The sequence below is a fragment of the Streptomyces sp. NPDC127038 genome (assembly GCF_042725875.1).
Lineage (GTDB): Bacteria > Actinomycetota > Actinomycetes > Streptomycetales > Streptomycetaceae > Streptomyces.
Genome location: NZ_JBHXDQ010000034.1, coordinates 57,524 through 77,137 on the forward strand (window position 1 = coordinate 57,524; position 19,614 = coordinate 77,137).

Consider the following 19,614-nt stretch of genomic DNA (forward strand, 5'->3'; position numbering starts at 1 on the left):
CCACCCTGCTTTTCCACACCCCCCTGTTACCCACATCCCCCTTCCCCCCCGGGCCCCGCCCGCCCCCCTTGTGGGGAGGGCGGCCGGCCGGAAGAGTCCGCGACGGCGTCAGCCGTTGGCGCAGGTGTTCCCGAACGCGGGGTTCAGCAGGCCGATGACGTTCACGGTGTTGCCGCAGACGTTGACCGGGATGTGAACGGGAACCTGAAGGACGTTGCCCGACAGGACGCCCGGGGAGTGGGCGGCCGCGCCGTGCGCGCCGCTGTCGGCAGCGGCGATGCCGGCGGTGCCGGCGACGGCGGCGGCGGCAACGGAGGTCAGGGCAAGGCCCTTCGCGATACGCGACATGGAGAAGTGCTCCTTGGAAATCGACACAACATCCGGGCGGGATGCCCGGCTCCGGGTTCAACGCGCGGCGCTCACGTGGGTTGTGCCTCCGAAGGAGTGATGTCTCGGACGGCCGTGGTTGACGATTCCGACACACTTCACAGCTTTCGATGACAAAGGGGGACAACGGCTAGAGTCGGGCCTCCGAGGGCGTCCGGCAGCGGGCGTCGAGGAGCGCCGGGGGCTCGCGGGGAGCCGACGCGTACGTGTCTGATTCTCGGATTTTTCCGTCCGTCCGCTGGTCCAGAACCTTTTCCCCGAAAGGGCACCGCCGGTCATGCGTACTTCCCCGACCCCGCCGCTGCGCCGTGCGCCGGTGGACCGTTCCGCCCTCGCCGCCCTCCGGACACCGGGTGCCCCCGCGTCGACCTGCGCCCCCAGGGCGGCATCCGCCGCCGAGCGGGCCGGAACTCCGGCGGCCGATCACGGAGTTGGCGGCCCGGACGACGCCTCCGCGCCGGAGCGGGCGGCGGCGCCGCGTGAACGGGAGCGACTCCTGCCCGTCCCGGACGGCTTCGGGACGCCCGGCCCCGGTGCGGAGCGGGTGATCACGCCCGGCGGGGGTGACCAGTTGGCCGTCCGGATCGTTTCGCAGCGGGACGCGGCCTGGCTCGAAGCACTGTTCGCCGCCGTCGACGCGAAGCAGTGACGCGCGCACCGGCGCGCCGCCCGTCAGCGAGGAACCGCGCATGCATCTGCCAACAGACCCTCCGCCGCGGGTCCTTCATGTCACGCAGCCGGTCGACGGCGGTGTCGCCCGTGTGGTCGCCGACCTCGTCGGGGCGCAGCTCGCCGCCGGAACCCGGGTGACCGTCGCCTGCCCGGACGGCAACGCCTTCGCCCGGGAGGTCCGGGCGCTCGGCGCGGACGTACGCCCCTGGCACGCGACGCGGGCGCCGGGACCGCAACTGGCCCAGGAGGTCCGGCGGCTCGGCCGGGTGCTGGCACGGGTGCGGCCCGACGTGGTGCACGCGCACAGCGCGAAGGCGGGGCTCGCCGCCCGGCTGGCCCTGCGGGGACGGGTGCCGACGGTGTTCCAGCCGCACGCCTGGTCGTTCGAGGCCGTCGACGGTGCCGCCGCCGCGCTCGCGCTGCGCTGGGAGCGCTGGGGCGCGCGCTGGGCGGCCCGGGTGGTGTGCGTCAGCGAGGCGGAGCGCGCCACCGGCGTACGAGCCGGAGTGCGCGCCCCCTGGAAGGTGATCCCCAACGGCGTCGACCCCGAGCGTTTCCACCCCGCGGCCGTGGACACCGTACGGGCCGGACTGCCGCTGCTCGCGGGGATCGGCGCGGCGGCTCCGCTGGTGGTGTGCGTGGGGCGGCTGTGCCGGCAGAAGGGGCAGGACATCCTGCTCGACGCGTGGCCGTCGGTGCTGCGGCGGGTGCCCTCGGCGCGGCTCGTGCTCGTCGGGGACGGGCCGGACGCCGCGCGGCTGCGCGCCGGGGCGCCCCGTGGCGTGCTGTTCGCCGGGGCCGCCGCCGACGCGGTCCCCTGGTACCAGGCCGCCGATCTGGTCGTGCTGCCGTCCCGCTGGGAAGGCATGGCGCTGGCCCCGCTGGAGGCCATGGCCTGCGGGCGCCCGGTCGTCATGACGGACGTCGACGGCGCCCGCGAGAGCCTGCCGCCCGGCCACGACACCCGCTGCCTGGTCGCCTCGCCCGAACCGGCGCCGCTGGCCGCGGCGATCGGCGCGCTGCTCGCCGATCCCCTGCTGCGCGAGTCGCTCGGCCACCAGGGGCGCCGCCACGTACTGACCACGCACGACGTGCGCCTGACGGCCGACGCGGTCGCGGGGGTGTACCGCGACCTGCTGTCCGGCCGACCGGCGCGGCACACCGGGAGTGCGCCCTGCGCGCACCCCGGGAGCGTCATGTGCGCGGACCACACCGAGTGCAGGGAGTCCATCCACTCGTGACTGCGGAAAGCACCGTTCCCTCCCCGGGCGGCCAGCCCCGGGAGTACGGATCCTCGTCCGTCTCGGTCATGCCTTCGCGCGAGACCGACGGCGGTTTCAGATTCCCCGCCGGACAGCGGAACCCCGCCCGGCGGGTCTCCTGGCTGCCGCTGGCCGCCGTGGACGCCGTCGCGGCACTGGCGGCAGGACAGACGCTCGCCGGCATCGAGCGGCACCCGCTGTTCGTCGCCGCCCTGCTGCTCGGAGTGATCTCCCTGAACACGCGGGCCGCGCTGTACCGGCCGGTCCCGCTGCCCGCCCTGCTCGACGAACTGCCCGCCGTCTGCGCGCGGATCGCGGTCACCTGGTGCGCGCTGGCCGCCGCCTGCGCCGCGCTCGCCCCGGACGAGGCGCTGTCGGCCCGGGCACTGGCCCTGGGGTGCGCCGTCCAGTCGCTGACCAGCTGCGCGGGCCGCGGCGCGGTGCACTGGCGGCGCCGCCGCGCCCTGGCGCACCACCCCGGTGCCGCGCTGGTGGTCGGTCCCGCCGGGACGGCCCAGCGGGTGGCCGCGGCGTTCCTGCGCCATCCGGGCTGCGGCGTACGCCCGGTCGGTGTCGTCTCCGACCGGCCGACAGGACTCGACGTACTGCCCGTGCTCACCACCGGCGAGGAGGTGCAGCGGGCGCTCATCCAGAACGGTGTGCGGGCCGTGCTGGTGGTGGAGCCGCCGAGCCGGCGCGGGCCGATGCTGCGGGCGCTGGCCCTGGCGGGCTGCGAGCTGTGGGAGGTCGACCCGGACTGCCCGTCGTACGACGGCCAGGGCCGGCACACGCTGGCCGGCTTCGCCTGCAGGCCGCTGGCGATCGGCGGGCGGCGCGCCGGCTTCGGGAAGCGGCTCCTCGATGTCGCCGTCTCCGGAACGCTGCTGCTGCTGTCCGGTCCGCTGCTGCTGGTGTTCGCGGCCGTCCTGCGGCTGACCGACGGGCCCGGGGTGGTGTTCCGGCAGGAGCGCATCGGCAAGGACGGACGGCCGTTCACGCTGCTGAAGTTCCGCACCCACCGCCCGGTCGACGCGCACGAGGCGGCGACCCGCTGGAGCGTGGCGGGCGAGCAGGAGATGAGCCGCTTCTGCCGCTTCCTCAGGCGCACGTCCCTCGACGAGCTGCTCCAGCTCCTCAACGTCCTGTGGGGGGACATGAGTCTGGTCGGACCGCGCCCCGAACGGCCTTACTTCGTCGCCAAGTTCAGCCAGACCTACCCCGGCTACGCGGCCCGGCACCGGATGCAGACCGGCATCACCGGACTCGCCCAGGTGCACGGGCTGCGCGGCGACACCTCGATCGAGGACCGGTGCCGGTTCGACAACGCGTACATCGACAACTGGTCGATGTGGCAGGACATCTGCATCCTGCTGCGCACGGCCGCGGCGCTGGTGCGCCCGACGGGGAGCTGAGCCGGTGAGCCAGGTCCTGCCCGTCACTCCGCTGGACAGCCTGACCGCGGCCGTGCGGCGCGCGCTGCCGGTGCTGCCCGTCGTCGCGGTGATCGCGCTGCTTGCCCTGCCGATCGCGCCGAGCGGCGAGGGCGGCGCGAACATCGCGGACGCCATGTCGGGTCTCGTGGTGCTCTGCTGCGCGGTCCGTCTGCTGCGGACCCGCCGTCGCCCGCTGTCCGCGACCGCGGCCCTGGTCCTCGGGCTCCCCGTGGTCGGCATCTCGGTCGCGGCGGCCGGGGCGACCGACCCGGGGGCCGGGATCACCGGCCTCACCCGGTATCTCCAGATCTTCGTGCTCGTACCGGCCGCGGTGCTGCTGCTCGTACGCGACCGGCGCGACCTGCGGCTGCTGGCCTGGGCGTTCGTCGCGCTGGCGCTGTGGCAGGGGGCGGTCGGGGTCCGGCAGTACGTCACCGGGACCGGCGCCTCCTACCAGGGCGAGGACGTCCGGGCGGTCGGCACGTTCGGGCCGACCGACGTGATGGGCATGGCGACGGTGGTCGCGTTCGGGCTGGTGTGCGCGGTGGCGCTGGCGCTGGGTACGGCCGGGGCGCGGCAGCGCTCGGCCGCCGTGCTGTGCGCGCTGGTCCTGCTGCCGCCGCTGGCCGTCTCGTTCAGCCGCGGCGCGTGGATCGCCACGGCCGTGGCCTGCGGGGCGCAGCTGCTGCTGGCGGGGCTGCGGCGGGCGGTGAAGGTGATCGCGGCGCTGGCCGCGGCCGGGATGATCCTGGTGGGCGGTCTCGGCTTCGGCAGCGCGATGCTCCAGGAGCGGATCGCCAGCATCACGCAGGTCACCGACGCGCCGGACCAGTCGGTCACCGACCGGTACACGATGTGGGCGGCGGCCGCTGACATGTGGCGCGAGCACCCGCTGACGGGCGTCGGGCTGAAGGGTTTCCCCGACTACCGGGACGGTCACGCCTCGCTCGCGCTCTCCTCGGGCAGCGACATCGCGGGCGCGGGCGCCGCCTATCACAAGCAGGCGCTGCTCTCCCCGCACAACATGTACCTCCTGGTGCTCAGCGAGCAGGGCCTGATCGGTCTGCTCGCCCTGGCGGGCAGTTGGCTGGCGCTGCTGGTGTGCGCGCTGCGCGGCCTCGTCCGTGTCCGCCGGACCCCACGGGCGACGGCGGCCCCCGGACCCGCTCTCGCCGGGGGTGCCGCCCCGGACGGCACGGACTGCGCACTCGTGGCGTGCGGGCTGCTGGTGTGGCAGCTGGTCGACTTCGTGTACGCGGACATCGGCGGCCCCTCCACGGTCCTGACGGCCGTCGTCTTCGGCGTCATCGGCTGGTGGGCGCTGATGGACCCGTCCTCGGCCCCCGCCCCCGGGACACCGGCACCGGCCCCCGCCGTACGGGAAGAGGCCACGACCCGATGACGGCGACGACGCCCAGGGCGGGCGAAAACCGGGAGACGGCCCCGGACTCCGAACCGGGGCCCACGGCCGCGCCCGTGACGATGACCGGGACCACACCCACGCCCGGGACCGGGACCACGCCCTCGCCCTCGCCCGGGACCGGGACACTGACCGGGGCCGCGCCCGAGGCCGGGACCCTGACCGAGGCCGAACCCAGGACCGGGACCACGCCCGCACCCGCGCCCGCGCCCGGAACCCTGGGACGGGCCCGCCCCTTCGCCTCCTCCCCGTCCCCCTCCCCCGCACCGCCCCCCGCGTCCCGGAAAGGTGGGGGACGGACCGAGGCCGGGTCCGATCGGTTTCTTGCCAAGGCGGCGCTCGTCACCGTCGCCCTCTCGATCGCCGGTGCCCTGCTGGGCCTCGGCCGGGACCAGGCGCTGGCGCATCTGTTCGGCGCCGGGTCGGACACGGACGCGTTCCTCGTCGCCTGGACGGTGCCGGAGTTCGCGGCGACGCTGCTGATCGAGGACGGGCTGGCCTTCGTGCTGATCCCGGCGTTCAGCGTGGCCGTGACCCGGCGTGCGAAAGGGGCCGCGGGCGATCCCGTACGCGCGCTGGTCGCCGCCACCCTGCCCCGGCTGGCGCTCGCCTTCGCGGCCGTCGGCGCGCTGCTGATCGCGGGAGCGCCGTACCTGGTCGAGGCGCTCGCCCCCGGTCTGCCCGATCCCCGGCTCGCGGTGGACTGCACCCGGCTCACCGCGACCTGCGTGTTCTCCTTCGGGCTCGCCGGGTACGCCAGCGCGGCCCTGCGCGCGCACCGGCGCTTCGTCGCACCGGCGGCGATCTACATGGCGTACAACGCCGGGATCATCACGGTGATGTTCTTCCTCGGCACGCGCTGGGGCGTACGGTCGGCCGCGCTCGGTGTCGCGGTCGGCGGCGCCCTCATGGTGGTGGCGCAGGCGCCGTCGCTGTGGCGGCAGCTGCGGCGCGGGGAGCCGGCGAGCGGGGGCCTGGACGCCGAGCCGGCCCGCCCGATGGACCTGACGCTCATCGGCACGGTCCTGCTGTTCGCGCTGTGCCGGCAGTCCCAGGTCCTCGTCGAACGCTTCCTGGCCTCCTCGCTGCCGGCCGGGGCCATCTCGCATCTGAACTACGCCCAGAAAGTGGCCCAGATGCCGATGGTGCTCTCGCTGATGCTCTGCACTGTGACCTTCCCGGTGGTCGCCCAGGCCATCGCCGAGGGCGACACCGAGCGGGCCAGGGACCGGGTGGAGCGCGATCTGTCCCTGGTCGCCTGCACGGTGCTCCTCGGCACCGCCGCGGTCGTGGCCTGCGCCCCGCAGATCGTCCAACTGCTTTTCCAGCGGGGCGCGTTCACCGCCCAGGACACGGCGGCGACGGCGGCGGTCATGCGGGTGTACGCCCTCGGGCTGCTGGGTCACACCCTGGTCGGGGCGCTCGTGCGCTCGTACTTCTCCTCGTCGCGGCCGACCTGGTACCCGCTGTTCGCGATGACCGCCGGGATCGTCGCGACCTGCGTGGCCGGGGCCCTGGCCGTCGGCCCCTGGGGGGTCTGCGGGATCGCCGCGGCCAACGCGGCCGGCATCACCCTCACCGCCGGGCTCCTGCTGTACGGCATGGGTCCGCGCAGCGTGCCGATCCGCACCCGCAAGGTGGTGGCCGAGATCGGCAAACCGCTGCGGGCCGCCCTGACCGCGGCGGTGACCGGCGGTCTGTGCGCGAGCGGCGTGGACTCCCCGCTGCTCGGACTCGTCGTCGGCGGCACGGTCGTGACCGTCGTCTTCGCCCTGCTGGCCTGGGCCTTCCGGGTCGAGGGGTTCGCCTCCGCACTCCGTTCCGTCACACGAAGGGTTTCGCATGCCCGTTTCCGCTGACAGCAGCAGACGTACCGGTACGAGCTCCCTCGACGCGCCGCCCTGGGTGGCGATGTACCACTCCGTCGGGGACTGCTCCGACGACCCGTACCGCGTCACGGTCTCCCCCGACCGCCTCGGCCGGCAGCTGGCCTGGCTGCGCCGTCGCGGCCTGCGCGGGGTGTGCGTCTCCGACCTGCTCGCGGCCCGCGCGCGCGGCCTGGGGCAGGATCTGGTGGCCCTGACGTTCGACGACGGCTACGCGGACTTCGTCGAGACCGCGCTCCCGCTGCTCGGCCGCCATGGATTCGGCGCCACCCTCTTCGTCCTGCCCGGCCGGCTCGGCGGCGACAACGCCTGGGATCCGCTGGGCCCGCGCAAGCCGCTGCTCGGCAAGCAGGGCATCCGGCTCGCCGCCGCCTCCGCGGGCATGGAGGTCGGCTCGCACGGACTGACCCATGTCGACCTCACGAAGGCCGACGACGCGGTGCTGCACGCCGAGGTCGCGGAGAGCAGAGCGCTGCTCTCGGAGTTGATCGGTGCTCCCGTCCACGGCTTCTGCTATCCGTACGGGACCGTCGACCGCCGGGTCGTCGAAGCCGTCCGCGACGCCGGATACCGCTACGGCTGCGCGATCGACCCCGGCCCGCTGACCGGCCCGTACGCCCTCCCCCGCGTGCACATCGGCGAGAACGACACCGCCGTACGCCTGTTCCTCAAGCACAGGCTGCACCGTCTGCGCCGGCGCCCGGTGGAGGCGGGCCGGTGAAGGCGCTGCACATCATCACCGGCCTCGGCGTCGGCGGCGCCGAGCAGCAACTGCGGCTGCTGCTGCGGCATCTGCCCCTCTCCTGCGACGTCGTGACGCTGACCGACCCGGGCCCGGTCGCCCACGGGCTCGCCGCCGACGGGGTGCGCGTGATCCACCTCGGCATGTCCGGCAACCGCGACCTCACCGCGCTCCCCCGCCTGGTGAGGGTGATCCGCGCCGGCCGCTACGACCTCGTGCACACGCACCTCTACCGGGCCTGCCTCTACGGAAGGCTCGCCGCCCGGCTCGCCGGGGTGCGGGCCGTCGTGGCCACCGAGCACTCGCTCGGCGACTCGCAGATGGAGGGCCGCCCGCTCGGTCCCGGCGTACGCGCCCTGTACCTGGCCGGCGAGCGGCTCGGCCGGTCCACCGTCGCCGTCTCGCCCACGGTCGCCGAACGCCTGCGCCGCTGGGGCGTGCCCGGACCGCGCATCGAGGTCGTGCCCAACGGCGTGGACCTCGCCCGTTTCCGCTTCGATCCGGACCTGCGCGAACGCACCCGCCGCAGGCTCGGGCTCCCCGAGGACGCCTACGTCGTGGGCGGCGTCGGCCGGCTCGCGCCGGGCAAGCGGTTCGACGTCCTGATCCGCGCCCTGGCCCACCTGCCGGGCGACTGCCGGCTGCTGCTGGTCGGCGGCGGCATGGAGGAGACCGCGCTGCGGCGCGCGGCGCACGACGCCGGAGTCAGGGACCGGGTGCTGTTCACCGGCGAGCGCCCCCCGTTCGGCTCGCCCGGCAACGATCTGCCCTCACTGATAGGAGCCATGGACGTCCTCGCCTCGCCCAGCCCCGAGGAGGCGTTCGGGCTGGCCGTCGTGGAGGCGCTGGCCGCCGGACTGCCGGTGCTGTACGTCTCCTGCCCGGCCGTCGAGGACCTGCCGCCCGGCGCGGCCGCCGGCGCCACCCGGGTCGCGGGCGGCACGGACTCCTTCGTCCGCGCGCTGACCGACGTCCGCGCGAAGGGCCCCGCCCCCCGCGCGGCCCCCGAGGCGGCCCACCACTACTGCATCACCCGCAGCGCCGCACAGCTGATGGACGTGTACGCGGCCGCTGTCTCGCGCACCTGACTGGAGTGAGTTCCACATGTCCGAAAACCTCACCAGGGGCCACCGCCCCTCGGGTTCGGCCCTTTCCCGGGCGAGGGCCCTGCCGCCGTGGGCGCTGCTCGCCGCCACGGCCGTCCTCGGCGGCGTGCTCGGCGGCGCGTACGGCGTGGTGAAGCCCCCGGCCTACACGGCCACCAGCTATGTCATCGCCGTACCCACGGACAAGGGCGACCCGTCGGCCGCGCTCGGCTTCGCCCAGGCCTACGGGCGGGTCGCCACCCAGCTCGCGGTGCTCGGGGACGCGCAGGTGTGGGCCGGGGTGCCGGTCAAGACACTGGAGTCGAGCGTACGGACCGCGACCTCCCCGGACGCTCCGATGGTCGCCGTCTCCGCCACCTCCGCACGGCCCGACCTGGCCGCCGACATGGCCAACGCGGTCACCCGCTCCCTCACTCAGCACGCCAACGAGAGCAAGCAGAGCACCCACGTCGAACTGCTGTCGTTCTCCCGCGCGGTCAAGCCGTCCTCGGCGTCCTCGCCGTCCCCGACGGTGACGGGCCTGGTCGGCGCGAGCGCGGGCGGACTGCTCGGCGCCCTCGTGCTGCTGGTCCGCCCCCGGCGGTACGCCGACCCGGCCCGCCAGGCCTCGGTGCCGAGCCCGGCCACGGCCGCCGATGTGCACGGCCAGCTGTGAGCGGGACGCTCCAGGCCGGTGTGAGGACCGACACCGCACGAGCCGAACTCGTCACCGACGAGCGGGAGTTCGCCGAGCTGGCGGCTCCCTGGGGGCGCCTGTACCGCCGGTGCGGCGCCGCCACCGCCTTCCAGAGCCACGCCTGGCTCCACTCCTGGTGGCTGTCGTACGGGACCCCCGGGCGGCTGCGTCTGGTGGTCGTGCGCGAGGGCGGTGAACTGCTCGCGGTCGCGCCGCTGATGCGCGCCCGCCACCGGCTGCCGACGCTCGTGCCGCTCGGCGGACCGATCTCCGACTACGCGGACGTGCTCCTCGACGACGAGCACGCCGACCGCGCGGCCGCCCTGCTCGCCGAGGGACTGTCCGCCGCCGCCCGCACCGCGCTGATCGACTTCCGCGAGGTCCGCCCCGGCGGCGCGGTCGAACGGGTCTACGAGCACTGGCGCGGGCCGCGCCGCCAGGTCGGGGACTCGCTGTGCCTGGAGCTGCCGGCTGCCTCGATGGAGGAGCTGCTCGCCCGTCTGCCCTCCTCGAAGGCCCAGCGCGTACGGGCCAAGCTGCGCAAACTCACCGCGCTCGGGGTCGAGCCGCGGGTGGTGGGCCACGACGAGGTCGACGCCGCCCTCGGCCGGCTGCTCGAACTGCACCGGCTCCAGTGGGAGGGCCGCAAGGTCACGTCCGAGCACCTGCACGAGCGGTTCTCGGAACATCTGGTCCGCTCGGTGGGCCCGATGGTGCGCTCCGGGGACGCGGTGGTCACCGAGTTCCGGCTCGACGGCGCCGTGATGGCCGTGGACCTCACCCTGCTGTCGCGGCGTCTGGCGGGCGGCTATCTGTACGGAGCCCACCCGGAGCTGCGCGAACGCAAGGCGGACGTGGCGGTGATACTGCTCGACGCCTGCTCCCGGCACACCGAGGGCGGCGGCCGCGGGACGCTGAGCCTGCTGCGCGGCGACGAACCGTACAAGCACCACTGGCGCCCCGACCCGGTCGTCAACCGGCGGCTGCTGCTCGCCCGCCGGCGTACGGCGGCGCTGATGACGGCGGTCGTGTGCGACGTCGCCGCGCGCCGGCGGGGCAAGGAGCTGCTGCGGAGCTGGAAGGAACGCGGTGGCGGCAGGCCCTGACCGGCCCGCCGCCACCCGGGTCACCAGCCTCCCGACCACCAGTCGCCGGGCCACCAGTCGTGCGACGTCCAGTCGAGACGCACGCACACCTTCCCGCCGAGCCAGTGCTCCACCCAGTCACCGAGCTCCAGCGCGGAACAGGCGGCCGGATCCGGGGTCGCGTGCGGGGCGGGCTCGGCCGCCGGGACAGGGGTGGGACTCGGCTTCGGAGCCGGCTTCGGGACCGGTGTGGAGGCCGGCTTCGGCACCGGGGTCTTGGCCGGAGTCGGAACCGGCGCGGGCACCGGCGCGGGTGCCGGGGTCTCGACCGGCTTCGGGACCGGCTTGGGGGTCGGTTTCGGAACCGGCTTCGGGACCGGCTTCGGAACGGGCTTGGGTGTCGGCGTCGGCGTGGACACCGGCTCGGACACCGGGGTCTTCGCCGGGGTCTTGTCCGGAGTCTTCTCCGGGGTCGGAACCGGCTTCGGCACCGGGGTCTCGACCGGCTTCGGGACCGGCTTCGGGGTCGGCTTGGGAACGGGCTTGGGTGTCGGCGTCGGCGTGGACACCGGCTCGGACACCGGGGTCTTCGCCGGGGTCTTGTCCGGGGTCTGCTCCGAGGTCGGAACCGGCTCCGGCTTCGAGGCCGGTTCGGACACCGGCGGCGGTGTCGGGGCCTCGGGAGTGGGAGTGGGTGTCGGTGTCGACGCCGGCTCGGACGTCGGGGTCGGCGTGGGTGTCGGCGTCGGAGTCGCCGCCGGAGCTGTGGGGAGCGGATCGGTGAGATGGGACAGCGCGGCCCGGTAGGCCTTGGCCGCCAGCGGGTTGTCCGGGCACTGCCACACGCCGTGCGGGCAGTAGTCGGTGAGCGTGTTGTACAGCGGCTTGTGCTCGTCGAGCCACGCGAGCATGTCCTTCATGTACGTCGCGTTGTCGCCGTTGCGGTAGAGGCCCCACTCCGGATAGGAGATCGACTTGCCGTGGGCCTTCGCGAAGTCCACCTGCTCCTGGAGCCCGTACGGCTCCTTCACCTGCTCCTCGAACGAGAGTCCCGACGGCTGGTCGTACGCGTCCATGCCGATGATGTCGACCGTGTCGTCCCCCGGGTAGCACTCGGTCCAGGGGACGGCGTCCCGGCCGCGGCTCGGGGCGAAGTCGAACCGGAACCGCTGGCCCGGCACCGACCGCATGGTGGTGACGATCCTGTTCCAGTACGCCTTCCAGGCCTCCGGGTCGGGACCGCACCGATGGGTGTACGTGATGCCGTTCATCTCCCAGCCGAGCACGATGACGGTGTCGGGCACCTTCAGCTCGACGAGCCGCTCGGCGAGCGCCCGGAAGTGGTGGTCGAACGCCCCGGTCCCGGCCTCGCGCAGCAGCTGGCGGACCTGCCCGTCGGAGAAGCCGTCCTCGTTGCGCTCCATCATCGGGACGTTGAGGACGAGCATCCGGTCGGCCTGCCGACGCCTCCAGTCCGCCCAGGCGTCCAGGAACCCGGGAGCGCCCTCGATGTTGCTCCAGCGGTCGCCGGGCAGATACGTGTGCCCGACCCGCACCTCGGTACCGCCCAGCCACTGGCTGAGCCTCTCGATACGGGCAACGCCCTCGGGTCCGTAGTCGAGGTAGGCGCCGAAGGCCGGCCGCTCCGGGCGGGCCTGTCCGCCGGGCCGTACGGGTTTCACGGTGCCCGCGGAGGGCTGCGCGCCGCCCGCGACGGGTCTCGCGGACACGGCGGCCGGGTTCGTGGCCGCGGCGGCGGGGCTCGCGGACGCGGCGGCGGCCGGGGTCTGCGCGCCGGTGTGTCCCGCGCCCGGCACGGCGGCCGGTCTCGTACCCCTGCTCTGGGCCCTCACGGGGGCGGAGGAGTTCACGGGCGGTTTCGCTCCCGGGGGCGCCGGAGCCGGCAGATCGCCCGCCCCCGCCGACCCGGCGCCCACGGCATATACCGGGCCGGACGCGAGGGCGACCGACGTGACGATGCCGGCCGCGATGAACGCGAGCCGTCCGCTCCGGGGCCGCTGCTGCTGTGGGGCCATGCCTGCTCCTCTCCCTGCTTGGTCCTCGGATTCACCCTCCGATTACTGACACTCAGTCATATGAATTCCGATCCAGCCAACCAGGGTTCCGCCCTCCCGTTCCGATGATCACTCCCAGGGGTGACCCGGCCGGTCACGGAGCCCGCCCCGCCTCCGAAGGAGAGTCCGTGCTCCGACTCGACGACCGGGTCCCCGCCGTGCTGCTGCGCGTCGACCGGAACCCCTTTCACCACGGAACGCTGGGAGCCGTGCGTTCACTCGGCAGAGCCGGTGCGGAGGTGCACCTGGTCGCCGACTGCGCGGGAAGTCCCGTCCGCGGCTCCCGCTTTGTCAGCCAGACGCACCCTCCGCCACCACCCGGTTCGTCGGTCGCGGAGATCGCCGTGGTGTTGCGCCAAGTGGCCGCCCGGCTTTCCCGGCCCGCCGTACTGGTCCCCCTGGATGACGTGAGCGCCCTCGCGGTGAACGCGCGGGGCGAGGAGCTGGGCGCCGGGTTCCTGCTGCCGCGTCAGCCCCGCGGGCTCGCGGAACGCGTCGCCGACAAGGCCGAACTGGCCGCGGTCTGCGAGCGCGTGGGGATTCCCCACCCCGTGACCCTGGTGCCGCAGAGCCCCGCGCAGGCGGCCGCCGCGGCCTGGCAACTGGGGCTGCCGCTGGTCGCCAAGTGGAGCCGGCCCTGGCTGATCCCGGGCGGGCGGGGCCTGCGCGGCACGGTGCTGGTCCGCTCCGCGCGGGAGGCCGAGGCCCTGTATCTGCGCACCTCGGAGGCGGGCAGCCCGCTGCTCCTCCAGGCGTATCTGCCGCCGGGGCCCGACCGTGACTGGTTCGTCCACGGTTACGTCGACGGGGCGGGCGTGACGCACGGGGGCGGCGCGGGCCGCAAGCAGGGCGCCTGGCCGCGCGGGGCGGGCTTCACGACGGTGGGCCGCTGGACGCCCAACCCCCGGCTGGAGGCCCTGGTCGGACAGCTCACCCGGAGCCTCGGCTACCGCGGCATCTTCGACCTCGACTTCCGCCGGGACGACACGACGGGCCGCTACCACCTGCTCGACTTCAACCCCCGCCCGGGCGCCCAGTTCCGGCTCTTCGAGGACGCGGGGGGCCTGGACGTCGTACGGGCCCTGCATCTGGACCTGACGAACCGTCCGCTGCCCGCCCCGGCGCCCGTACCGGACCGGGTGTTCGTGGCGGAGAACTACGCGCCGCTCCACGCCCTGCGCCGGAGCGGCCCGGAACGCGAACCGGCCTGGCACGCGCCGGACGACCGCGCGCCGGGACGGGCGTTGTGGGCTCTGTGGGCCCGTCATGTGTTCCTGTGGCCGGCACGGCGCGCCGGACGGGCACGGTGGCTGCGGACGGGTCAGGGCGGCGGCCGGACCACCGCGCCCGGAGGGGCCCCTCGGCAGGGACCGGCCCGGTGGCTCGGCGCCGGACGGGGATCCGGGCCCTGACCCGAGCGGCGACCGGCTCGGGGTACGTGCCGGGCGCAGGGGTGCCGGCCGGCTCCGGGTGCCGGGCGCGGGGTCGCGCGCGGCACCCGGAGCGGGGTGTCATGGACGGGACGCGGCCCGGCTCCGCCGGTACAGCAGGGCGCCGCCCGCCATGAGGGCGGCACTGATCGCGGCGTCGACGAGCATTCCCTCGCTGCCGGTCTCGGCGAGCGTGGGCGGGGTGTGCGCCGTGGGCGGCGCGGGGGGCTGCTCGTGGACCCTGACGGGCGGGGTGTGCACGACGGGCGTGTGCGGCGTGCGCGTCTTCGGCGGCTGCGGAACCGTCCGCGGGGGCGTGTGCGGAGGGGTCGCCGGCGGAGTGCAGTGGTGCGGGGTCCTCACGTGGCCGTCGGGCGCGTGGTGGTGGGCGCATCCGTTGCCGAACACGGGGTTCAGCAGACCCACCACGTCCGCGGAGTTGCCGCAGAGCTCGACGGGGATGTCGATCGGAGCCCCGGCCTGGTCGCCCGAGAGGACACCGGGCGAACCGTGCGTCGCGCCGTGGGACGTGGCGCCGCTCCAGCCGCCGTGGTGGGCGCCGCCCCCGTGCTCCTGGCTCGTCCGGCCGGGGTGCCCGTGCCGGGAGTCGCCGTAGCCGGAGTCGCCGTAGCCGGAGTGACCGTGGTCCGAGTCGCCGTAGCCGCCGTGCTCACCGCCGTAACCACTCGGAGCACCGTGCTCACCGCCGTAGCCGCCCGGGCCACCGTGCTCACCGCCGTAGCCGCCCGGAGCACCGTGCTCACCGCCGTAACCGCTCGGGGCACCGTGCTGGGGGCCGTGCTGGGGGCCGTGGCCACCGGTCGGGTGGGAGCCGTAACCGGTGTGCTCGTCGCCGTACCCGCCGGAGTGACCCGGGTGACCTGCGTGCTGGGCGCCGGGGTGGCCGCCGTGCTCGCCGGGGTGGCCGCCGTGGCCGCGACCGTGGTCGGTGCCACCGTGGCCGGCGCCGCGTCCCGGGTGGTGCGCGGAGCCGGTGTCGTGCTGGACGGGGTGGTGCGGCGCCGCGTGCCTGCCCTGCGAAACCGGGCCGTTGGCACAGGAGTTGCCGAAGGCCGGGTTGAGGGCGGCGACGACGTCGACCGTGTTGCCGCAGACGTTCAGCGGCACGTTCACCGGAACCTGGACGTTGTTTCCCGACGCCACGCCGGGTGAGTCCGAAGCGGTCGCGGCCGAGGTGGAGTCCGCGAAGGCCGGACTGGCGTACAGGGACATGATGCCTGTCGCAGCCGCGGCCAGGACCACTCCCCTACTCAGGTTCTGTCGCACTCTTGTTGTCTTCCTGCTGGGAGAAGTGAGGAAGCCGGCCTTGGGGTCCGCGAGGCGGTCCAAGGCCGGCCGTGGCACAGCCGGAGGCGGCTGAAGTGCCGGAACGTCAGTGGTTGGCGCAGCCGTTGCCGATCGCCGGGTTCAGCAGGGCGATCACGTTGATCGAGTTGCCGCACACGTTGACCGGGATGTGGATCGGGACCTGGATCACGTTGCCCGAGAGGACACCGGGGGAGTTGGCGGCGACGCCCCCCGCACCCGAGTCCGCGAAGGCCGGGGCAGCCATGCCCAGAGCCATGATCGCGCCGACTACGACGGAAGCGCTCTTCTTGAGCTTCACGTGCTTTCCCTTCTCTGCGGTCATGCCCCTTTGTCGGCCGAAACCGAGCGAGCGCGTTCTGGGCGGCTCGCATCATGACCTGCCAGGCTGTAAACGAGGGACAGCCCGCCGAAGAAACTACGGAACGCACACCCATGGGGAATTCACTCGAATCGCCCTGCCCGGATTCGACACGAAAGCTCCACACCAGCGGAAACGGGGAAACAGGAGAAACGCTCCTTCCGAAGAAGAAGCGTTTCAGCCCGAGCGGGAAAGTCAACACGACGGAAATGGAATTCATATATACGACGGAAACATGCGCCGGGGCCCGGTCCGCCCGCCCGGACACGGCGGGCGGCCCGGACCCCGGGCGGCGGATCAGCTGCCGACGGCGCCGTTCCCGGACAGGACCGGGATGTTGTCCGCGATGTGGGAGAGCGGCTCGTCACCCTTGGCCTGGGTGGAGTTCTCGGCGCACTGCTGGTTCTGCGGGGCCGACAGGACCGACACGTCCTGGACGGCGATCGGCACGCCACCGAGGAGCGATCCGACGTTGGCCTTGAGCGGCAGACCGACGCAGAGCTTGTTCAGCGAGCCCTGCACGGCCGAGAGCTGGGGGCTCATGTCGCCCTTGGTGAGGGCGTTACCGTACGACTGCTCGGCACCGTTCCCGTTCACCGTGGTGACGCCGTTGTCGTTGCCGATGGCCAGCGCCTGCGGGGCGGCCGCCGCCGAGACACCGACGACGGAAGCCGCGACAGCCGCCGCGGCCATTGCCTTCTTGAGCATTTCTCCGGGTTCCTTTCCTGCCTGTGACACACATTCCTGCTCCCACAACAACCGGGCCCGACGGGATTGGTTGCGTGAGATCACCCGATCGGGCTGCCCGCCCCGTCCGAATTAACGGAACCCATGGCCCGAGGATTTACGCCTCACGCGTTCACATGGGCCATTGGGGTGAACCGCAGCAACTATGCGGCCGGGTTTCAGTTGTCCAGGTCGCTCCGGTGGACGGGGTTTCTCCAGAAGGGATCAGCAAGTGATCAAGAAGGTTATGGCTGCTGCGGCGATCGCCGCTTCCGTCGTCGGAGCCTCGGCCGCCGCCGCGCCTCAGGCGCTGGCCATCGGCAACGACGGGGGTGTCACCACCGCCAACGGCAACGCCGCTTCGCAGATCTACGGCAACCAGGCCACGTACGGCAACATGAGCCCGCAGATGGCGCTCATCCAGGGTTCCCTGAACAAGCCGTGCATCGGCCTGCCCGTCAAGGGCAACATCGGCTCGCTCATCGGTGTCATCCCGGTCGCGGTCCAGGACGTTCCGATCCTGTCGGCCCCGCAGAACCAGCAGTGCACCGAGAACTCCACCCAGGCCAAGGGCGACGAGCCGCTCTCCCACATCCTGGACAACATCCCGGTCCTGTCGGGCAACGGCGCCACCCGCAGCTGACCCCTCGCCGCGCACAGCGGGCCGCCGGCTCGTCCGGAGGCCCGCTGCCGCTGCCACTTCCTCGACGGCAGCGGCGGCGAGCACAGGCCCGGGTGACTCCCCGGGCCATTCGGGGGACACCCCGCAACCACACCTTCCGCAGCACTGTTGATCATGGCGCGACTCCGCTCGGAGTCCGCTCTCCGAAAGGGCAATACGAACATGAAGAAGCTCTGGGCGACCGCGGCCATCGCCGCTTCCATCGCCGGCATCTCGGCTGCCGCCGCGCCCCAGGCCCTGGCCGTCGGCAACGACGACGGTGTCACCACCGTCAACGGCAACGGAGCCGTCCAGAAGTACGGCAACCAGGCCACGTTCGGCGACATGAGCCCCCAGCTCTCCCTGGTCCAGGGCTCGCTGAACAAGCCCTGCATCGGCCTGCCGGCCAAGGTCAACGCCGGCTCGCTCATCGGCCTCATCCCGATCGCCGTCCAGGACGTGCCGATCCTCTCGGCCCCGCAGAACCAGCAGTGCACCGAGAACTCCACCCAGGCCAAGGGCGACGAGCCGCTCTCCCACATCCTGGACAACATCCCGGTCCTGTCGGGCAACGGCGCCGTCGGCAGCTGATCGCCTCCGGATCAAGAAAGCGGGCCGCTCCCCCGAGCGGCCCGCTTTTCCGTGCCCGCTTTCCCATGCCCGCGCGATACGTGTCGGCGCGATCCGTGTCGGCGCGATCCGTGCCCGCGTCAGTCGTGGCCGCTCCGTCGGAGCCCGCGAACGGGCGCCGTCACGGCTCCAGTTCGCGGGCCCGGCCGATCGCCGTGGCGAGCGCCGAGACGTCCTTGTCCTCGGTCACGTCGGCCAGCGCCCGGGCCCGCGAGGCGAGTTCCGCCAGGGGCGGGGCGTCGGGCAGGGACTCCCAGCGGGCGTCGCCCGCGCGCAGGTCGTCGGCGAAGTAGGCGGCCACGGCGGTCACTTGAAAGGAGTTCGGCGAGGTCCACACGCCGTCGCGCAGGTCACCGGTCTCCAGGCTGCCGCTCTCCTCGTGCGGGGCGCGGGAGACGGGGTCGAGCCAGCGGACGGTCGCGGTGGCCAGATGGCCGGAGGCGCCCGGGCGGACACGGACGGCGTAGAGGGCGGTGACCGTGTGGCCGGGGCCGACCTCGCCGCCGTCCACGCGGTCGTCACGGAAGTCCCGGTCGGCGACCCTGCGGTCGTCGTAGCCGATCAGCCGGAACCGCTCGACCGTCCCGGGGTCGAAGGCGACCTGTGCCTTGGCGTCGCGCGCGGTGAGGTCGATGTTCTGCGGGAGCTGGTCGCAGAACACGGTCAGGGCGTCGTCGCGGTCCGAGACGTACGTGGTGTGGCCGTCGCCCTTGTCGGCGAGGCGTTCCATGAGGGCGTCGCCGTAGTCGCTGCCGACCCCCACGCCGAAGAGGGTGATGCCGTGTTCGCGGCGGGCGGCGGAGATCCGTTCGAGGATGGTGTCCGCGTCCGTGTCGCCGCTGTTCGCGAGGCCGTCGGAGATCAGCACGACCCGGTTGGTGGCGCCCTCGCGCAGCCCGTGGACGGCGGTCGCGTACCCGGTCCGCACGCCCGCGCCGAGGTTGGTCGAGTCGGTCGGCTCCAGGCCGGAGATCGCCCGGTGGACGCGGGCGCGGTGGCCGCCGAGCCGGGTCATCGGCAGCACGGTCTCGGCCTCGTCGCTGAAGGTGACCAGGGCGACCGAGTCGTCGTCGCGCAGCCGGTCGGTCATCACGTCGAGGGACTCCCGGGCCAGGTCGAGACGGCCCGGTTCGGCCATGGAGCCGGAGATGTCGATGACGAACGTGAGGGCGGCGGGCGGGCGTTCGCTCTCACTGTCGGCGGGCCGGGTGGCGAGCCCGACCCGGACGAGGGACCAGCGTCCGTCGTCCGTGCGGGCGCCGTCGACGGACACCGAGAATCCGTTGCCGTCGGGCCGCGGGTAGTCCTGGCCGAAGCTGTTGACGAACTCCTCGGGGCGGATCGTCGCGGGGTCGGGCATCCGGCCGTTCGCGAGGGTGCGCCGGGCGTAGCCGTACGAGGCGGTGTCGACGTCGAGGGCGAAGGTGGAGAGGTGGCCGGGCGACGGCGTGGCCTCGGGGGCGTCCGACCGGTCGCTGCGGCCGGAGCCTCCCGTCGGCTGGGCGGGGCCCGGCAGGGGGAGGTTGTGGCCACCGGACCTGTCGGCGCCGTCCGTGGAGCTGCCGCCCGCGCCGCATCCGGTGAGCAGCAGCGCGCCCGCGACCGGCAGGGCGAGCAGCGCGGCGGCGGTCCTCCCTCGTCCCGCCGTCCGTGTGCCTCCCGTCCGCGTGCCTCCGCGCGGGCGGCCCGCGCCGGCCGCGTTCCGCAGGTGCTTGATCCCCATCCGTACCCCCTCG

Annotated in this window: 17 protein-coding genes and 1 pseudogene; 12 read left to right on the forward strand and 6 right to left on the reverse strand. The window is 73.8% G+C overall.

Translation table 11 applies throughout. The features are described 5' to 3' along the window. Nucleotides 1-108: 108 nt before the first annotated feature. Nucleotides 109-348: a chaplin ChpG gene (gene chpG, locus ACFWI4_RS23130; RefSeq protein ID WP_387199235.1), complete on the reverse strand. Its 240-nt coding sequence runs from the start codon at nucleotides 346-348 to the stop codon at nucleotides 109-111. Nucleotides 349-664: 316 nt separating this feature from the next. Between chpG and ACFWI4_RS23135 the strand changes: the two genes are divergently transcribed. From ACFWI4_RS23135 to ACFWI4_RS23175, 9 genes are all read left to right on the forward strand, one after another. Next, the gene (locus ACFWI4_RS23135) at nucleotides 665-1,036 is read left to right on the forward strand and encodes a hypothetical protein (protein ID WP_387199238.1); all 372 of its coding nucleotides are present in this window, start codon (nucleotides 665-667) and stop codon (nucleotides 1,034-1,036) included. 40 nt (nucleotides 1,037-1,076) lie between these two features. Then, the gene (locus ACFWI4_RS23140; RefSeq protein ID WP_387199241.1) at nucleotides 1,077-2,300 is read left to right on the forward strand and encodes a glycosyltransferase family 4 protein; all 1,224 of its coding nucleotides are present in this window, start codon (nucleotides 1,077-1,079) and stop codon (nucleotides 2,298-2,300) included. Further along, nucleotides 2,297-3,733 carry an exopolysaccharide biosynthesis polyprenyl glycosylphosphotransferase gene (locus tag ACFWI4_RS23145; protein ID WP_387199244.1) on the forward strand — a complete coding sequence of 479 codons (1,437 nt, stop codon included), beginning with the start codon at nucleotides 2,297-2,299 and terminating at the stop codon, nucleotides 3,731-3,733. Before ACFWI4_RS23140 ends, ACFWI4_RS23145 begins: the two co-directional genes overlap by 4 nt. 4 nt (nucleotides 3,734-3,737) lie before the next feature. Next, nucleotides 3,738-5,156, forward strand: a complete 1,419-nt coding sequence (locus ACFWI4_RS23150; RefSeq protein ID WP_387199247.1) for an O-antigen ligase family protein — start codon at nucleotides 3,738-3,740, stop codon at nucleotides 5,154-5,156. 80 nt (nucleotides 5,157-5,236) lie between these two features. Then, nucleotides 5,237-7,033, forward strand: coding sequence for a murein biosynthesis integral membrane protein MurJ (gene murJ, locus ACFWI4_RS23155; protein WP_387199323.1), 1,797 nt, complete (start codon nucleotides 5,237-5,239; stop codon nucleotides 7,031-7,033). A 52-nt stretch (nucleotides 7,034-7,085) separates the two neighbouring features. Continuing rightward, on the forward strand, nucleotides 7,086-7,781 hold the full coding sequence (locus ACFWI4_RS23160; RefSeq protein WP_385406809.1) for a polysaccharide deacetylase family protein: 696 nt from the start codon (nucleotides 7,086-7,088) through the stop codon (nucleotides 7,779-7,781). Continuing rightward, nucleotides 7,778-8,890, forward strand: a complete 1,113-nt coding sequence (locus tag ACFWI4_RS23165; RefSeq protein WP_387199250.1) for a glycosyltransferase — start codon at nucleotides 7,778-7,780, stop codon at nucleotides 8,888-8,890. The genes ACFWI4_RS23160 and ACFWI4_RS23165 overlap by 4 nt, the downstream gene beginning before the upstream one ends. A gap of 16 nt (nucleotides 8,891-8,906) precedes the next feature. Beyond that, complete coding sequence (locus ACFWI4_RS23170; RefSeq protein ID WP_387199253.1) at nucleotides 8,907-9,563, forward strand: lipopolysaccharide biosynthesis protein; 657 nt, start codon at nucleotides 8,907-8,909, stop codon at nucleotides 9,561-9,563. A 20-nt stretch (nucleotides 9,564-9,583) separates the two neighbouring features. Continuing rightward, nucleotides 9,584-10,690 (forward strand): GNAT family N-acetyltransferase, encoded by a 1,107-nt coding sequence (locus ACFWI4_RS23175; protein ID WP_387199258.1) that lies wholly within the window; start codon nucleotides 9,584-9,586, stop codon nucleotides 10,688-10,690. Between the two features lie 641 nt (nucleotides 10,691-11,331). Here the strand turns inward: ACFWI4_RS23175 and ACFWI4_RS23180 are convergent. After that, nucleotides 11,332-12,705, reverse strand: a pseudogene (locus ACFWI4_RS23180) (glycoside hydrolase family 26 protein); the annotation flags it as partial. A 167-nt stretch (nucleotides 12,706-12,872) separates the two neighbouring features. On the opposite strand from ACFWI4_RS23180, the gene ACFWI4_RS23185 reads away from it, so the two are divergent. Continuing rightward, nucleotides 12,873-14,156 carry an ATP-grasp domain-containing protein gene (locus ACFWI4_RS23185; protein WP_387199260.1) on the forward strand — a complete coding sequence of 428 codons (1,284 nt, stop codon included), beginning with the start codon at nucleotides 12,873-12,875 and terminating at the stop codon, nucleotides 14,154-14,156. Between the two features lie 99 nt (nucleotides 14,157-14,255). Here the strand turns inward: ACFWI4_RS23185 and ACFWI4_RS23190 are convergent, their stop codons facing one another. The 3 genes from ACFWI4_RS23190 to ACFWI4_RS23200 form a co-directional block, all read right to left on the reverse strand. After that, nucleotides 14,256-15,461: a chaplin gene (locus tag ACFWI4_RS23190; RefSeq protein WP_387199263.1), complete on the reverse strand. Its 1,206-nt coding sequence runs from the start codon at nucleotides 15,459-15,461 to the stop codon at nucleotides 14,256-14,258. A 106-nt stretch (nucleotides 15,462-15,567) separates the two neighbouring features. Next, entirely contained in the window at nucleotides 15,568-15,825 is a 258-nt protein-coding gene (locus ACFWI4_RS23195; protein ID WP_385406787.1) for a chaplin, read from the reverse strand. Nucleotides 15,826-16,158: 333 nt separating this feature from the next. Continuing rightward, a complete protein-coding gene (locus ACFWI4_RS23200) occupies nucleotides 16,159-16,569 on the reverse strand; it encodes a rodlin (protein ID WP_387199267.1) in 411 nt (136 codons plus the stop codon). Between the two features lie 250 nt (nucleotides 16,570-16,819). Here ACFWI4_RS23200 and ACFWI4_RS23205 point away from each other — a divergent pair, with 250 nt between their 5' ends. Both ACFWI4_RS23205 and ACFWI4_RS23210 read left to right on the forward strand, forming a co-directional pair. Next, nucleotides 16,820-17,230 carry a rodlin gene (locus tag ACFWI4_RS23205; protein WP_385406792.1) on the forward strand — a complete coding sequence of 137 codons (411 nt, stop codon included), beginning with the start codon at nucleotides 16,820-16,822 and terminating at the stop codon, nucleotides 17,228-17,230. 201 nt (nucleotides 17,231-17,431) lie between these two features. Further along, entirely contained in the window at nucleotides 17,432-17,839 is a 408-nt protein-coding gene (locus ACFWI4_RS23210; protein ID WP_387199271.1) for a rodlin, read from the forward strand. 160 nt (nucleotides 17,840-17,999) lie between these two features. On the opposite strand, the gene ACFWI4_RS23215 is transcribed toward ACFWI4_RS23210, so the two are convergent. After that, nucleotides 18,000-19,601 (reverse strand): von Willebrand factor type A domain-containing protein, encoded by a 1,602-nt coding sequence (locus ACFWI4_RS23215; protein WP_387199274.1) that lies wholly within the window; start codon nucleotides 19,599-19,601, stop codon nucleotides 18,000-18,002. Between the last annotated feature and the right edge of the window lie 13 nt (nucleotides 19,602-19,614).

What these genes read in the sequence shown, in the direction of transcription:
- ACFWI4_RS23210 (WP_387199271.1), top strand. Translation starts at nt 17,432, where the DNA reads ATGAAGAAGCTCTGGGCGACCGCGGCCATCGCCGCTTCCATCGCCGGC.
- ACFWI4_RS23195 (WP_385406787.1), bottom strand. Translation starts at nt 15,825, where the DNA reads ATGACCGCAGAGAAGGGAAAGCACGTGAAGCTCAAGAAGAGCGCTTCC.
- ACFWI4_RS23200 (WP_387199267.1), bottom strand. Translation starts at nt 16,569, where the DNA reads ATGCTCAAGAAGGCAATGGCCGCGGCGGCTGTCGCGGCTTCCGTCGTC.
- ACFWI4_RS23160 (WP_385406809.1), top strand. Translation starts at nt 7,086, where the DNA reads ATGTACCACTCCGTCGGGGACTGCTCCGACGACCCGTACCGCGTCACG.
- ACFWI4_RS23140 (WP_387199241.1), top strand. Translation starts at nt 1,077, where the DNA reads ATGCATCTGCCAACAGACCCTCCGCCGCGGGTCCTTCATGTCACGCAG.
- ACFWI4_RS23135 (WP_387199238.1), top strand. Translation starts at nt 665, where the DNA reads ATGCGTACTTCCCCGACCCCGCCGCTGCGCCGTGCGCCGGTGGACCGT.
- ACFWI4_RS23170 (WP_387199253.1), top strand. Translation starts at nt 8,907, where the DNA reads ATGTCCGAAAACCTCACCAGGGGCCACCGCCCCTCGGGTTCGGCCCTT.
- murJ (WP_387199323.1), top strand. Translation starts at nt 5,237, where the DNA reads ATGACCGGGACCACACCCACGCCCGGGACCGGGACCACGCCCTCGCCC.
- ACFWI4_RS23215 (WP_387199274.1), bottom strand. Translation starts at nt 19,601, where the DNA reads ATGGGGATCAAGCACCTGCGGAACGCGGCCGGCGCGGGCCGCCCGCGC.
- chpG (WP_387199235.1), bottom strand. Translation starts at nt 348, where the DNA reads ATGTCGCGTATCGCGAAGGGCCTTGCCCTGACCTCCGTTGCCGCCGCC.